This window comes from Streptomyces sp. NPDC046379 (assembly GCF_055587785.1).
The window spans coordinates 94,277-108,949 of sequence record NZ_JBVJFP010000004.1 but is presented as its reverse complement, the minus strand read 5'-3'; the positions used below and the strand labels follow the sequence as shown (position 1 = coordinate 108,949).

General features: G+C 71.9%; 10 protein-coding genes. 3 read left to right on the top strand and 7 right to left on the bottom strand.

The genetic code is table 11. The features are described 5' to 3' along the window. Window positions 1-38: 38 nt before the first annotated feature. The gene (locus tag ACZ6KF_RS09840; protein ID WP_469237965.1) at window positions 39-2,801 is read right to left on the bottom strand and encodes a LuxR C-terminal-related transcriptional regulator; all 2,763 of its coding nucleotides are present in this window, start codon (window positions 2,799-2,801) and stop codon (window positions 39-41) included. A 581-nt stretch (window positions 2,802-3,382) separates the two neighbouring features. On the opposite strand from ACZ6KF_RS09840, the gene ACZ6KF_RS09835 reads away from it, so the two are divergent. Continuing rightward, complete coding sequence (locus ACZ6KF_RS09835; RefSeq protein ID WP_356633317.1) at window positions 3,383-4,372, top strand: Gfo/Idh/MocA family protein; 990 nt, start codon at window positions 3,383-3,385, stop codon at window positions 4,370-4,372. Between the two features lie 166 nt (window positions 4,373-4,538). Here the strand turns inward: ACZ6KF_RS09835 and ACZ6KF_RS09830 are convergent, their stop codons facing one another. From ACZ6KF_RS09830 to ACZ6KF_RS09815, 4 genes are all read right to left on the bottom strand, one after another. Continuing rightward, entirely contained in the window at window positions 4,539-5,984 is a 1,446-nt protein-coding gene (locus ACZ6KF_RS09830) for a GH1 family beta-glucosidase (protein ID WP_356633319.1), read from the bottom strand. Window positions 5,985-6,040: 56 nt separating this feature from the next. Next, window positions 6,041-6,967, bottom strand: a complete 927-nt coding sequence (locus ACZ6KF_RS09825; protein ID WP_356633321.1) for a carbohydrate ABC transporter permease — start codon at window positions 6,965-6,967, stop codon at window positions 6,041-6,043. 14 nt (window positions 6,968-6,981) lie between these two features. Further along, window positions 6,982-7,959: a carbohydrate ABC transporter permease gene (locus ACZ6KF_RS09820; RefSeq protein ID WP_356633323.1), complete on the bottom strand. Its 978-nt coding sequence runs from the start codon at window positions 7,957-7,959 to the stop codon at window positions 6,982-6,984. Between the two features lie 118 nt (window positions 7,960-8,077). Continuing rightward, the gene (locus tag ACZ6KF_RS09815; RefSeq protein ID WP_469179048.1) at window positions 8,078-9,391 is read right to left on the bottom strand and encodes an ABC transporter substrate-binding protein; all 1,314 of its coding nucleotides are present in this window, start codon (window positions 9,389-9,391) and stop codon (window positions 8,078-8,080) included. Window positions 9,392-9,706: 315 nt separating this feature from the next. Between ACZ6KF_RS09815 and ACZ6KF_RS09810 the strand changes: the two genes are divergently transcribed. Further along, window positions 9,707-10,741 (top strand): LacI family DNA-binding transcriptional regulator, encoded by a 1,035-nt coding sequence (locus ACZ6KF_RS09810; RefSeq protein ID WP_469237963.1) that lies wholly within the window; start codon window positions 9,707-9,709, stop codon window positions 10,739-10,741. Between the two features lie 31 nt (window positions 10,742-10,772). Here ACZ6KF_RS09810 and ACZ6KF_RS09805 read toward each other — a convergent pair whose 3' ends face one another. Next, a complete protein-coding gene (locus tag ACZ6KF_RS09805) occupies window positions 10,773-12,035 on the bottom strand; it encodes a SpoIIE family protein phosphatase (protein WP_469160009.1) in 1,263 nt (420 codons plus the stop codon). Continuing rightward, window positions 12,035-12,844 carry an alpha/beta fold hydrolase gene (locus ACZ6KF_RS09800; protein WP_469160010.1) on the bottom strand — a complete coding sequence of 270 codons (810 nt, stop codon included), beginning with the start codon at window positions 12,842-12,844 and terminating at the stop codon, window positions 12,035-12,037. Before ACZ6KF_RS09800 ends, ACZ6KF_RS09805 begins: the two co-directional genes overlap by 1 nt. A 169-nt stretch (window positions 12,845-13,013) precedes the next feature. On the opposite strand from ACZ6KF_RS09800, the gene ACZ6KF_RS09795 reads away from it, so the two are divergent. Next, a complete protein-coding gene (locus ACZ6KF_RS09795; RefSeq protein WP_356633333.1) occupies window positions 13,014-14,207 on the top strand; it encodes a phospholipase D-like domain-containing protein in 1,194 nt (397 codons plus the stop codon). Window positions 14,208-14,673 lie beyond the last annotated feature (466 nt).

Here is a 14,673-nt window from a genome sequence, read left to right as displayed (position 1 = left end):
TCCTCGCTCTGTGCGGGGGTGACGGGAACGGGTCCGGCTCAGGCCAGATCGCTGAGGGTCAGCGGCAGGTCGTTGCGGCTGTTGACGCCGAGCTTGCGGAACACCCGGGTGAGGTGCTGCTCCACCGTGCTGACGGTGATGTAGAGCCGCCGGCTTATCTCCTGGTTGGTGTGGCCGAGCGCGGCCAGTTCGGCGACCCGGCGCTGGGCGTCGCTGAGCATGGGCAGCCGCGACGGCTCGGCGTGGGGACGCACCGGCCCCGCGGCGGGCGGCGCGGGGTCCGCCGTGCGCCCCGCGGCCCGCGGCCGGGAGGGCGCCGGACCCGCGGCGCACGCCTTGCTCTCCTGCGCCGCCCGGCGGGACAGCAGCCGCGCCCGGTCGAACTCGTCCAGCTGCTGGTACACCTGGCTCAACTCCTCCAGCGTCACGGAGAGTTCGAGCCGGTCACCGGCGCCCTCCAGGCACTCCACGGCCTGCCGCAGCAGGGCCGGCCGCTGCCCGAGTTCGCTGCTCGCGGCGAGCACCCGCAGCGAGATGCCCCGGGCCCGGTCGTCCATCGTCCGGGCCTGTTCCAGCTGCCGGTTGACCAGGTCCCGGGCCACCCGGGTGCGGCCCAGACGCAGGTTCGCCTCCGCCAGGCTGCTGCGCCACGGGATCAGCGACGCCACGTCCAGGCCCCAGCCCTGCATCGACCGCCCGCAGCGCTGGAAGTCGCTGATCGCCGCCAGCGGCCGGTCGGTCGCCAGGTAGTAGTGGCCGCGGGCGTGCAGATAGCGCAGCCCGTGCACGGTGTCGTACATCTCCTCGGGCACCCGCTGCTGCACCGCCTCCGCCGCCGCGTCGTACTGCCCCAGTGCGGTCCGCGCCGAGATCAGCGTGGCCAGCGGGCAGCCGATCAGAACGCCCCAGCTCTGCCCGGACAGCAGCGCCAGCGCCTCCTCGGCCTGAGCGGAGGCGACCATCGCCTTGCCCCGGCGCAGCGTGACCCGGGCGCGCAGACCGCCCAGCAGCATCTGCCAGGTGACCGCCCCGCGCAGCTGTGCCTCCTCCATCAGCTGGTCGCACCAGGCTGCGGCCTCCTGGAGCTTGTTGCCCGACAGCAGGGCCAGCACCGCGGACGCGACGACCTCCAGGGTCGAGTCCTCCAGCCGGCAGCTCTGCAGGATCTGCTCGGCGCAGTCGGTGGCCGTACGGCTCTCCTTGTGGTTCCAGGCCGCGGCCAGCTGGTTCGCCGCGTAGCTCCACGGCTCGCTGCCCGCCGCCGACGCCGACTTCACCGCCCGGAAGCGGCCCCGGTCGGAGCCGTAGTGCCACTGGTGGGCCAGCCGTATCTCGGCGTAGAGCTGGGCGTCGTCCAGGGCCGCGGAGTCCGACAGCGCCCGCAGGGCCGCGGTCACGCCCTCGGTGTCGCCGCTCCACAGCGCGCCCCGCACCAGCGTGACGGCGTCACGCCCCTCCAGCGAGCCGGACTGGAGCGCCGCCTGCAACGGAGGCAGGTGCGCCGCCGCCACGGACGGGTTGATCCGCCAGGCCGTCCTCGCCAGCGCCGCCGTGACGGCCAGGGTCGCCGCCCCGTCGCCGGACGCGCGCAGCGCCGTCTCCAGGCACTGCACGGCGAGCGTGACGTCGTCCTCCACCAGGGCCTGTTCGGCGGCGGTGCGCAGCACCGGCAGCGTCCACTCCTCGGCGGCCCGGCCGGCGGCGATCACCTGGCGCGCCACCTCCAGCGCCGTCGCGCCGCGCTGGTGGAGCAGCTCGGCGGCGCGGCTGTGCGCCTCGGAGCGTCCGCCCGGGGACAGCGTGCCCAGCACCGCGGTCTGCGCCATGGGATGCCGGAAGCGCCCGCCGAGCAGCAGTCCGGCCCGGCCCAGGGTGTGCATCACGCGCTCGGCGTCCTCGCCGCGCAGCTCCATCAGCCGGCCGATCAGCTCCGGATCGGCCCGGTCGCCGAGCACGGCGATCGCCTGCGCGACCTCCAGCACCATCGGCTCCCAGCGGTGCAGACAGGCCGCCACCGCACGGGCGAACGCGAAGCCGACCGCCGGCGACTCCTCGTCGCCCGTCCCGTCCCGGCCGTCGCGCTCTTCGTCCTCGGCGTTGCGGTGGTCCTCCAGCAGGGCGGTGAGCAGCAGCGGGTTGCCGCCGGTCAGGTCGTGGAAGGCGGTGGCGAGCCCGCTGCCGACCCGCCTGTCCAGCGCCTGCCGGACCATCCGGGAGGTCGCCTCACCGGACAGCGGCCCCAGCCGGATCAGATGGTGCGGGCGTCCGGTCAGCTCCGCGCGCAGCGGCGACAGTGCCGGCTGCGGCCAGTCCCACTCGGACAGCACCATCACGATCCGCGCGGAGCGCATCCTGCGCAGCAGATAGAGCAGCAGCTGAAGGGAGACGTCGTCCGCGAACTGGACGTCGTCGACCACGACGACCAGCGGACGGGTCCGGGACAGCTCCAGCATCGCCCGGCAGGCCTCGTGGACCAGCAGGGCGCTGGGCCGCAGGACCGTGTGGAGGGGCGGCTCGCCGTCGTCCTGCTCGACGAGCATGGCCGAGGTGATCATGGCCCGTACGCGGTCGATGCTCCCGGCGGGCAGCCCCTGGCTCTGGAACAGCTGGTCGATCAGGCCGGCCTGCAGCCCGCGTTCCGTCCGTGATCCGGTGGCGCCCAGCAGCAGCGCGCCCGTGTCCGTCGCGCACTGCGCGAACTCGTGCAGCAGTGTGGTCTTTCCGCAGGTCAGTCCGCCCTGCACCACGGCCAGCCGGCCGCAGGCGCCCTCGGAACTCTCGACCAGGATTCTCTTCAGCAATTCGAGTGCGCGGGACGAATCAAATTCCGACACCAAATCCCCCGTGACGTGGATGTGGAGAATCACTCAGCTATGACGGTGTGTTACGGGAAATGCCCTCTCACGGAACGGCGTGCGGGTGAGAGCGGGGGGTGGCGAAGAGAGCGCTACGCGGCAGGGGTCAGGTACAGGTGGTGCGCGCATCCCAGGTATTGCGCCGCAAGTTGCTCTTGCTCACGGGGTACCTCCTGGTGGCGAGCGTGGCACCGTACCACTGTATTCAGCAGGCGCAATGGCGTCTATGCGGGTAGAAGGCATTGGCTGAAACTCTGCTGGCAGCGTACCCCCAATCTCCTTATTACTCGGCAGTTGTGATGGGGTGACGGAATTTGTTCACCTTGGGACACACTCGTGGTTCGATGGGCGCTGACGCGATTCAATAGAAATTCCTGGGGAAGGGAATTCGAGATTCCCTCAAATCTCGGCACAGTTCTGGTCGAGCGCCGGGCGCGGCGACCGGATGATGGACGTCTCGACGCAGGTGGGAACGTGCCCACTAGGCTGCGCAGGCAGTCCGTGACCGTGCCGAGGAGGAGACGTACGTGAGTGAGCAGCCCATCCGCTGGGGGATCCTGGCGACCGGCGGGATGGCCGCCGCCTTCACCGACGACCTGCTGCGGCTGCCGGACGCGCGGGTCACCGCCGTCGGATCCCGGTCACTCGCCACCGCCCGCCCCTTCGCCGAGCGGTTCGGCATCCCCCGGGCCCACGGCAGCTGGCGCGAGCTGGCCGCCGACCCCGAGGTCGACGTCGTCTACGTCGCCACCCCGCACGCCCACCACGTCGCCGCGGCGAGTGCCTGCCTGGAGGCGGGCAAGCCGGTGCTGTGCGAGAAGCCGTTCGCGCTCAGCGGCCGCCAGGCCCGCATCCTCACCGAACTGGCCGCCGAACAGGGCCTGTTCGTGATGGAGGCCATGTGGACCTGCCTCAACCCCCTCATCCTGCGCATCGCGGAACTGGTCGCGGACGGCGCGATCGGCGAGGTGCGGTCCGTGTACGCCTCCTTCGGAGGACGGATGAACGCGCCCGCGGAGCACCGGCTGTGGGACCCCGCGGCCGGCGGCGGGGCACTGCTGGACCTCGGCACCTACCCGGTCTCCCTCGCCCATCTGCTCCTCGGCGCGCCCGACTCCGTCACCGCCCACGCGAGCCTGTCCCCGCAGGGCGTCGACGCGCAGACCGGCGTCCTGCTCGGCTACGCCGACGGGGCGATGGCCGTGCTGTCCTGCTCCATGGTCGCCCACGACGAGCGCCGGGCGGCCGTCTACGGCACCGAGGGCCGCATCGAGATCCCGGCCGAGTTCTTCAACCCTCGCTCCTTCGTACTGCACCGCGACGGCCACGACCCGCAGACCGTCGCCGCCGCACCGCAGGAAGGCAACGGCTACGAGCACCAGGCACGTGAGGTGATGCGCTGCCTGCGCGAAGGGCTGACGGAATCACCGCTGTGGCCCCACGCGCGCACCCTCGCGGTGATGGACACCCTGGACGCGGTGCGGGAGCGGATCGGGGTGCGCTACCCGGGGGAGTGACCGCGCGCGCCGGGCCGGGACACCCGTACGTGCCCCGGTGCGCGCCCCGCGCGCCGGAGGCGGAGCCCGTGAACGAGCCCGCCCCCGGGCCCATTGCGGTGGGCTCCGGGGGCGGGCTCGTGGTGCGGCGCCGAGCGGGGAGGAGCAGCGCCGCACCGGGTCCGGTTCACTCGGCCGCGGGCAGCACTCCCGTGCGGGCCACGCGGGAGTACCAGTGGGCGCTGGCCTTGGGGATGCGGGTGCCGGTCGGGTAGTCCACGTAGACCGCGCCGAACCGCTTGCTGTAGCCGTGCGCCCACTCGAAGTTGTCGAGCAGCGACCACAGGAAGTAGCCGCGCACGTCGACGCCGTCCTCGATGGCCCGGTGCACGGCCGCGATGTGGCCGCGCAGATAGGCGATCCGCTCCGGGTCGTTGACGTTGCCCTCCGGGTCGGCGTAGTCGTGGAACGCGGCGCCGTTCTCGGTGATGACCAGCGGCAGCCGGGGGAAGTCCGCCGACAGCCGGCGCAGCAGCTCGTGCATGCCGCTCGGGTCGATGGCCCAGCCCATGGCGGTGGTCTCGCCGGGCGGCTGGTGGAAGGCGACCTCGTCGGCGCCCGGCCACGGGCTGTGGGCGCTGCGGCCGTGCCCGTCGGAGGTGTGCGTGCCGCTGCCGTCGGCCTTGGAGACCAGCGTGGGGGAGTAGTAGTTGACGCCGAGGAAGTCCAGCGGCTGCCGGATCTCGGTCAGGTCGCCGTCGCGGACGAAGGACCAGTCGGTCAGCCCCGCGGTGTCCTTGAACAGGTCCTCCGGGTAGGCGCCGCGCAGCATCGGGCCGGTGAAGACCCGGTTGGCCAGCGCGTCGATCCGCCGTACGGCGTCGATGTCGTCCTCGGTCTCGGCGAGCGGCCGGACGTGGTGGATGTTGAGGGTGACCGAGCACCGGCCGTCGGCGGGGAGCCGGTCCCGCAGCGCCTGGACGGCGAGCCCGTGACCCAGGTTGAGGTGGTGGGCGGCGCGCAGCGCGGCGACCGGGTCGGTGCGGCCGGGGGCGTGCACACCGGAGCCGTAGCCCAGGAAGGCGCTGCACCAGGGCTCGTTGAGGGTGGTCCAGGTCCGCACCCGGTCGCCGAGGGCGTCGGCGGCGATGGCCGCGTACTCCGCGAACCGCTCGGCGGTCGCGCGCTCCGGCCAGCCCCCGGCGTCCTCCAGCTCCTGCGGCAGGTCCCAGTGGTAGAGGGTGGCGACGGGCTGGATGCCCTTCTCCAGCAGTTCGTCGGCCAGCCGCCGGTAGAAGTCGAGCCCCCGCTGCACGGCGGGCCCGCGGCCGGTGGGCTGGATCCGCGGCCAGGCGAGGGAGAATCGGTAGGCGCCCACGCCGAGTTCGGCCATCAGGGCGACGTCCTCGCGCCAGCGGTGGTAGTGGTCGGTGGCGATGTCGCCGGTGTCGCCGTTGCGGACCCGGCCCGGGGTGCGGGCGTAGGTGTCCCAGATGGACGGCGTGCGGCCGTCCTCGGCTGCGGCCCCCTCGATCTGGTAGGAGGCGGTGGCGGTGCCCCAGAGGAAGCCCTTCGGGAAGGTGCGGGAGGCGTCCGGGGCGGACGCGGTCTGCTGCTGTGCTGCGGTGACCACGTATGTCCTTTCGACAAGAGGCGGGAGGCTGGTGGGGGAGGAGCGGGGCGGGCCGGTCAGCCCTTCACGGCGCCCTGCATGATGCCGCCGACGATCTGGCGGCCGAAGACGATGAACATCGCCAGCAGCGGCAGCGTGCCGAGGAGCGCGCCCGCCATGATCAGGGACTGGTCGCGGATGTAGCCGGCGCTCAGCTGCGTCAGGGCCACGGGAACGGTCGGGTTGGTCATGTCGAGCACCACGAACGGCCAGAAGAAGTCGTTCCACGCGTGCACGAACGTGATCATGAACAGCACGGCCATCGCGGGCCGCGCCACGGGCAGCACGATGCTCCAGAAGATCCGCAGCGAGTGCGCCCCGTCCACGCGGGCCGCCTCGACCAGTTCGTCGGGCAGCGCCTCCGACAGGTACTGCCGCATGAAGAACACGCCGACCGCGCTCACCAGCGTGGGGAAGATGACGGCGGGAAGCTCCTGCGACCAGCCCAGCTCGGACATCATCATGAACAGCGGTACGACGCCGAGCTGCGGCGGCACCATCATGGTGCCGATCACCAGCATCAGCAGGACGTTGCGGCCCTTGAACCGCAGCTTGGCGAAGGCGAACCCGGCGAGCGTGGCGAACAGCACCGTGGACAGGGCGATGAAGCCGGCCACGATCAGGCTGTTGACCATGGCCTTGCCCATCGCGGCCTCGTCCCAGGCACGGGCGAGGTTGCTGAACAGGTTCGGGCCCGGCAGGAACGGTGGCGGCGTCTGGCTGACGCGGGTGTTGTCGGTCGAGGCCGCCACCATCGTCCAGTACAGCGGGAAGATCGACAGGAGCGCCGTGATGCCGAGCAGGATGTAGGCGAGCGGGCCCGCGTGGTGCTGCCGCCCGGCGCCCTGGCGCAGGATCCGGCGGCGCCGGCCGTGCGCGGCGGCGTGCTGGGCGGGGGTCCGGACCGGGACGTCCGTCCGGACCGGGAGGCTTTCGGAAGTCACTGGGGGTCTCCTGGTCAGGACGTACGGGAGCGCAGGCGCTTGATCAGGCGCTGGGCCACGAAGGCGAGGACGAGCAGCAGGAACATGGCCCAGGCGACCGTCGCCGAGCGGCCCATCTGGTAGTTCTTCCAGCCCTCCTCGTACAGCAGCAGACCCAGCGTCTGGTACTGGTTGTCCGCGCCGCCGGTGATCCCGTTGGGGCCCTGGCCGAAGATCAGCGGTTCGCCGAACAGCTGGGTCGCGCCGATGGTGGAGAGCACGATGGTGAAGACGATGGTCGAGCGAATGCCCGGCACGGTGACATGGGTGAACTGCTTCCACCGGGAGGCCCCGTCGATGGCGGCGGCCTCGTACCGGTCGGCCGGGATGGCCTGCATGGCGGCCAGGTACAGCAGCGCGTTGTAGCCGGTCCAGCGCCAGATGACGATGCTGGAGATCGCGATCTGGGCGGGCCACTTGTCGGCCTCCCAGTTCACCGGGTCCATGCCGACCGTGCCGAGCGCCCAGTTGATCATGCCGAAGTCGCGCTCGAAGAGCATGGTGAACACCAGCGCCGCGGCGCCCACCGAGGTGGCGTAGGGCACCAGCGAGGCGACGCGGAAGAAGAGGGAGCCGCGCATCCGGTAGTTGAGCAGATGCGCCAGGCCCAGCGCCATCAGCAGCTGGGGAACCGTGGAGATGACGCCGATGGTGATGGTGTTCCCCACCGCGTTCCAGAACCGGGAGTCGTTCCACAGCTCGACGTAGTTGTCGAACCCGACCCACTCCATGACGTCCAGGGTGGCGAGTTCGACCCGGTGCAGGGAGATCCAGGAGGTGTAGACGAGGGGGTAGAAGCTGAACGCGGCGAAGACGACGAAGAACGGGGCGACGAACGCGTACGGCGCGCCCTTGACGTCCAGCCGGTGCAGCAGTGCGGCGGCGCCCGGCTTGCGGGACGGGCGTCCGTGCCGCCCTTCGCCGGCCGGGGCCTTGGTGGTGGAGGTGGCCACCGGATTTCCTTCCTGAGATGCGGATGCGTGAGCCGGCCCCGGCCCGCCGCCGGAGCGCGGCGGGGCCGGAGGGCTTGGGGCCCGTCGGTCGGACGACGGGCCCCGGTGGTGCGAGAGGTCAGCCGACCGCCTTCTCGATGCGCTCCGCCGTGGTCTCCCACGCCTCGTCGCGCGAGGCGCCCTGCTGCTCGATCAGCGTCAGACCCTGGGAGAAGAGGTCCTTGATGGCGCCGTCCTTGCGGCCGAGGACCTGCTTGTCCGGGATCTCCTGGGCGGCCGCGCCGAAGATCTGGCCGATCGGGGCGTTGTTGAAGTACTCATGGGTGACGTCCTTGACCTCGGCGCTCTCCAGCGCCTCCTGCGAGGACGGCACGCTGCCCTGCTTCTTGAAGATGTGGGCCTGCTGCTCCGGCGCGGTCAGCCACGCGACCAGCTTCTTGGCCTCCTCCTTCACCGGGCTCTGCTCGACCACCCCGAGGAAGGAACCGCCCCAGTTGGCGCCCTTGGGGGCCTTGGCGACGTCCCACTTGCCCTTGTTGGCCTCGCCGGCCTTCTCACCGATGTGACCGAGCATCCAGGCCGGGCAGACGGCCGTGGCGAACGTGCTGTTGGCCAGACCCGGGTCCCAGCCCGGCTGGAACTGGCGCAGCTTGGCGGACAGACCGTCCTCGGCCGCGTCGGCGGCGAGGTTCCAGGCCTCCTCGACGGCGGGGTTCTTGTCGTAGATCAGGTCGCCCTTGGCGTTGTAGTACTGCTCGGGGTAGCCGTAGACCATCGCGTTGAACAGACCGCTGGCCGCGTCCATGTACGCGACCTCGCCGCCCTTGAAGTTCTCCTTGAAGGTGCGGCCGACCTCGACGTACTTGTCCCAGCTGCCCTCCCACAGCTTGGCGACCTCTTCGCGGTCGGTGGGCAGTCCGGCCTTCTCGAAGTAGTCCCTGCGGTAACAGACGGCCATCGGGCCGATGTCCGTGCCCAGGCCCAGCACCTTGCCGTCCTCGGTGGTGATCTGGGACTGCTTCCACGGCAGGAAGTGGTCCGTGCCCGCCACGTCGGAGAAGTCCACGAACTTGGCGGCCTGGGTGTCGACGATCTCCTTGGCGCGGCCGATCTCGATGCCCTGGATGTCCTTGAGGCCCTTGCCCGCGGCGAGGCGGGTCTGCAGCGCCGTGTAGTACGTCTGCTCGTCGCCGGCTATCTCGGCCCGGATGTCGACGTTCGGGTTCTCCTTCTCGTACTGCTCCAGCAGGCCGGTCTCCTCGAAGCCCATCACCCCGAACATGCCCATGGTGATGACGACCTTGCCGTCCTTCTTGCCGCCGCCCGTGGCCGACTCGTCGTCGCCGCCGCAGCCGGCGACGAGCGACAGTGCACTGGCTGCCGCCAGGAGCGCGACCGCTCTCGTACGCAATGACCTGGGGACAGTGCCCATGTGTGTTCCTCCTAGCGACGGCGCTGACGCACCGGAGTGATCTGATTCCGCGATGGCACGGGGGGCGATATGTTGCGGTGGGAACGTGCCCACCAGGGAGTGGGAACGTGCCCACCGGCGGTTGGAAGACTCGTGCCAAGCAAGCCGTCATGTCAATAACTTGAAAGCGACTTGTTTCCGGAAGGAGTGACGCCGTTTGCCTCGGGGCCCCGGCCCGGCCCCGGTGCGGTGCTGTCCGCCGCACCGGCGTCTGCCACAATTGCCGCTGGTCAAGTCCGCGACGGGCACCGTCGTGGTTGCCGCCGGGAGGAGCACATGACAGGGGACCGCCGTCCCACGATCAAGACGGTCGCCGCCCGTGCCGGAGTGGGGCGGACGACGGTCTCCCGCGTGATCAACGGCTCCGACCTCGTCAGCGCGGACGCGCGGGCCCGGGTCCTCGCGGCGATCAAGGAGCTGAACTACGTCCCCAACTCGGTGGCCCGCGGCCTGGTGACCAACCGCACCAACGCGGTCGCGCTGGTGATCCCCGAGTCGGAGAGCCGGCTCGGCGCGGAGCCGTTCTTCGCCGCGCTGATCCGCGGCGTCAGCGGGGTGCTCGCCGAGACGCGGACCCAGCTCCAGCTGATGCTGGTGCGCGACCAGTCCGAGCGCGACCAGCTCACGGCGTCGGTCGCCACCCGCAGGGTCGACGGGGTGCTGCTGGTGTCGGTGCACGAGCACGACCGGCTGCCGGGGCTGCTGGACGAGATGGGCCTGCCCGTCGTCCTGGCCGGCCGCCGTGACGAGGGGGAACGGCTGAGCTACGTCGGCTCCGACAACGCCGGTGGCGCCGCGGCCGCCGTGCGCCATCTGCTGGAGCGGGGCAGGAGCCGGGTCGCCACCATCACCGGTGCGCTCGACATGGACGTCGGCCGCGCCCGGCTCGCCGGCTGGCGCGCCGCGCACGAGGAGGCGGGCCGCACGGCCGACGAACGGCTCGTCGAGGTCGCGGACTTCACCGAGGAGGGGGGCCGGCGGGCAATGCGTTCGCTTCTTGAACGCGTGCCGGACCTGGACGCCGTCTTCGCCGCCTCCGACCTGATGGCCGTCGCCGCCCTGGCCGAACTGCGCCGCCAGGGACGCCGGGTGCCGGACGACGTCGCCGTCGTCGGCTTCGAGGACTCCGTCCTGGCCCGCCACACCGACCCGCCGCTGACCACCGTCCGCCAGCCGGTCGAGGAACTCGGGCGCACCATGGCCCGCATCCTCCTCACCGAGATCACCGAGATCACCGAGATCACCGAGGGCGACGCCGCACAGCGGCAGCTGACGCTGCCCACGGAGCTGGTCGTGCGGGAGTCGTCCTGACGGCAAAACGTTCGCGACAGCGAATACTGGCTCACCGGGGTCCGGCGCCGCCGGTCCCCGGCACTCCCACGGCGAGGACCGCCGCGTCGTCGTCGAGCCCGGTGCCGAAGGAGTCGAGCAGGGCCCGGACCGCGGCCACGGCGCCGGACGCGGTGCCGGGCGCGAGGGCGCGGGCGAAGTCGAGGAGTGCGTCGTCCCCGTAGCGGCCGTCGTCGCCGCCGGAGGCCGTACGGGCCTCGGTGAGGCCGTCGGTGTAGAGCAGCAGCGTGTCGCCGGCCCCGAGGCGGACGGTGGTGGTGGCGATCTGGGCGTCGGGCAGGACGCCGATGAGCTGTCCGCCGGGGGTGTGGAGGAAGCCGGCGCTGCCGTCCTCGCCCAGGAGCAGGGCCGGGGGGTGTCCGCCGCCGGCCAGGGTGATCCGGAAGCCTTCCCCCTCCGCGTCGGGGGTGAGCAGTCCGAAGACGACGGTGCAGAACCGCGGGTCGTCCCCGTTGTACTCGTGGTTCAGGACGGTGTTGAGATTGCTCAGCACCGCGGCCGGGTCGGGGTCGTACACGGCGGCGGCGCGCAGGGTGTAGCGGGCCAGGGAGGTGATGGCCGCGGCGGCGGCGCCCTTGCCGCACACGTCGCCGAGGAACAGCCCCCACTTCCCGGCGGCGAGCGGGAACAGGTCGTAGAAGTCGCCGCCGACCTTGTCGGTGGAGGCCGTGTGGTAGTACGCGGCCACGTCCAGGCCGGGGACGCTGTCCAGCGCCGGGGGCAGCAGGGTCCGCTGCAGGGTGGCGTTGAGCCGCCGGAGCTCCTCGCGTTCGCGTTCCGCCCGCCGGCGCGCCCGCAGCAGTTCGGTCTCGTAGGCGCGGCGGTCCCGGGCGTCGAAGACGGTGGTGCGGACCAGCAGCGGCTCGCCGTCGGGGCCGGTCTTGACCGTGGAGGTGACCAGCACCGGCAGGCGGGTCCCGTCGGCCGTCCTGAGTTCCAGGGCGATGCCGCTGACCTCGCCCTGCATGCGCAGCAGCGGGCCGAAGTGGGTCTCGTGGTAGAGCCGGCCGCCCACGGTCAGCAGATCCGAGAAGGTCCGTCGCCCCACCAGCTCCCCGCGTGCGCGGCCGAGCCAGTCCAGCAGCGTCCTGTTGACCTTCACGATCGTGCCGTCCATCAGCGTGGACAGATAGCCGCACGGCGCGTTCTCGTACAGATCCTCGGCGCTGTCCTCCAGCAGTGCGGAGAACGCCGTACGGTCATCGCCCGGGTCCCGGGCGGGCCCGCCGCTCGCGTCGTCGTCGCTGCCGCGCATCAGGGCAGGGCGGTGACGAAGCCGGTGATCGCGGCGGCCGTCTCCTGTGGGGCGGCCAGCTGGGGGCAGTGCCCGGTCGCGTCCAGGGTGACCAGCCGGCTTCCGGGAATCCGGGACTGCACGAAGGCCCCGACCTCCGGGGGCGCTATCGCGTCCCGCGAACACTGGGCGACCAGGGTCGGCACGGCGACCCGGGCCAGGTCGTCGCGGTTGTCCGAGAGGAATGTCACCCGGGCGAAGACGCGGGCGATCTCCGGATCGGTGCGGCAGAAGCTGTTGGTCAGCTCCTCGCCCAGCTCCGGCCGCTCGGGATTGCCCATGATCACCGGCGCCATGGCGCCCGCCCAGCCCAGGTAGTTCGCCTCCAGCGACTCCAGGAGTTCGTCGATGTCCTCGGCGCTGAAGCCGCCCCGGTACCCGGCCGCCGGATCGTCGATGAAGCACGGCGACGGGGCCAGCAGCACCAGGCCGGAGAACGCCTCCGGCTCCCGCGCCGCCGCCAGCACGCCCATCGTCGCGCTCACCGAGTGCCCCACGAACGTCACCGGGCCGAGCGCCAGCTCACGGCAGATCTCCAGCACGTCCTCGGTGTACCCGTCGAGGGTGGAGTGGCGCTCCGGGCTCCACGCCGACAGATCGGAGCGTCCCGCCCCCACGTGGTCGAACAGCACCACGGTGAAGTCGCGCTCCAGGTACGGCACGACCAGCCGCCACATGTTCTGGTCGCAGCCGAAGCCGTGCGCCAGCATCACCACCGGCCCCTGGGGCCGACCGGAAACGGTCACGTGATTCCTGCTCAGCACGGTCATGAGGCATATTCTCGCAGACCGTCCCATTTCCGGTCGCGCCGCCGACGCCGTACCGCCGGACGGGCGGCACGGGGAGTTCGGCGCCGGGGAGTACAGTCTGCTGGCCGCGTCCCGCGCCGGACCGGGCAGCGCGGCTTCCTGTCCCCTGTGGGCTCCGGCGAGTGACCTCATGACCAGCACGCAGGACCGGCCCGCGCCGGTGGACGTCCGGCAGCGCACCGCTCGCATACGCCGCCGGCTGGAGCGGCTCATCGGCATCGCGGCGACCGAGGGCAACGCGCTGACCCCGCTGCGCAACGGGGACGAGATCTTCCCGGCGATGCTGGCGGCCATCCGGTCCGCCCGGCACACCGTGGACATGATGACGTTCGTGTACTGGAAGGGCGACATCGCCCGCGAGTTCGCCGAGGCGCTGGCCGACCGGGCCCGGGCGGGCGTGCGGGTGCGGCTGCTGCTGGACGGCTTCGGCAGCCGGCTGATCGAGAAGCACCTGCTGGCGGAGATGGAGCGGTCCGGCGTGCAGGTGGCCTGGTTCCGCCGGCCGCTGGTCATCTCCCCGCTCAAGCAGAACCACCGCTGCCACCGCAAGGTCCTCGTCGTGGACGAGCAGACGGCCTTCACCGGCGGCGTGGGCATCGCGGAGGAGTGGTGCGGCGACGCCCGCGACGAGCGCGAGTGGCGCGACACCCACGTGGAGGTCCGCGGGCCCGCCGTGGACGGCGTCGCCGCCGCCTTCGCGCAGAACTGGGCAGAGTGCCACGACGAACTCTTCGACGACCACGACCGGTTCGTGCCGCACCGGCCGCAGGGCGACGCGGTGGTGCAGGTGGTGCGCGGATCGGCCAGCTTCGGCTGGCAGGATCTCCAGACGCTGATGCGGGTGATGCTGGAGTCGGCCGAGGACCGCTTCCGGCTGGCCACCGCCTACTTCGCGCCGGACGCCTATTTCGTGGAGCTGCTGTGCGCCACCGCCCGGCGGGGCGTGGAGGTGGAGATCCTGCTGCCCGGCCGGCACACCGACAAGCGGGTCTGCCGGCTGGCGGGCCGGCACCACTACGGCGCCCTGATCGCCTGCGGCGTGAAGATATACGAGTACCGGCCGACGATGATGCACGCCAAGATCGTCACCGTCGACGGCATCGCCGCGCTGGTGGGCTCGACCAACTTCAACCGCCGCTCCCTCGACCACGACGAGGAGATCATGCTCGCCGTGCTGGACAGGGAGTTCACGGCCACGCTCGACGGTCACTACGACGACGACCTGCGGGACGCCGAGGTGATCCGGGAGGCGCGCTGGAAGCGCCGCTCCGCACTGCACCGGGCGCGGGAGGCGGCCGTCGTGCCGATCCGCCGGTTCCTGTGAGCGCGGTCCGGCGGGGGCGGGGGCCTCGACGGAGTGCTCGACGCGTCCCCTCGGCGGAGCGCGGTGGGCGTCGCCCCGCTCATCCGCCGCGTCGGCGCCGGCCGGCCACGCTCTGCCCGCACCACTGCCACCTCCGGGCGCCGGCTGCCGACGCCGCGCCGACGTCGTACGGGACGGTGGGCCCTGCCCGCGCGGCACGGAGCGCCCTCGACGCCCCGCCGCCGGCCCTCGCCCCCTTCCTCGCCGGTGCCGCGCGCAACGCGCCGCTCCGCCACTTCCTGCTGTTTCCCGGCAGCGGGCCGCTGGGTGAGGTGCTCCACCGGGACCTGAGCGAGTGCGGCCGTCGCGCATGCGAACCGACGGGTTTGCGGAGCCGGCTTCGCCGCCTCCGCGGTCGCCGGGGTGTTCCCGCACCGGCTGCGCGGCACGATCCCGGCGACGGCCGAGAACCTCGCCGACCCGATCC

What these genes read in the sequence shown, in the direction of transcription:
- ACZ6KF_RS09795 (WP_356633333.1), top strand. Translation starts at nt 13,014, where the DNA reads ATGACCAGCACGCAGGACCGGCCCGCGCCGGTGGACGTCCGGCAGCGC.
- ACZ6KF_RS09800 (WP_469160010.1), bottom strand. Translation starts at nt 12,844, where the DNA reads ATGACCGTGCTGAGCAGGAATCACGTGACCGTTTCCGGTCGGCCCCAG.
- ACZ6KF_RS09805 (WP_469160009.1), bottom strand. Translation starts at nt 12,035, where the DNA reads ATGCGCGGCAGCGACGACGACGCGAGCGGCGGGCCCGCCCGGGACCCG.
- ACZ6KF_RS09815 (WP_469179048.1), bottom strand. Translation starts at nt 9,391, where the DNA reads ATGGGCACTGTCCCCAGGTCATTGCGTACGAGAGCGGTCGCGCTCCTG.
- ACZ6KF_RS09810 (WP_469237963.1), top strand. Translation starts at nt 9,707, where the DNA reads ATGACAGGGGACCGCCGTCCCACGATCAAGACGGTCGCCGCCCGTGCC.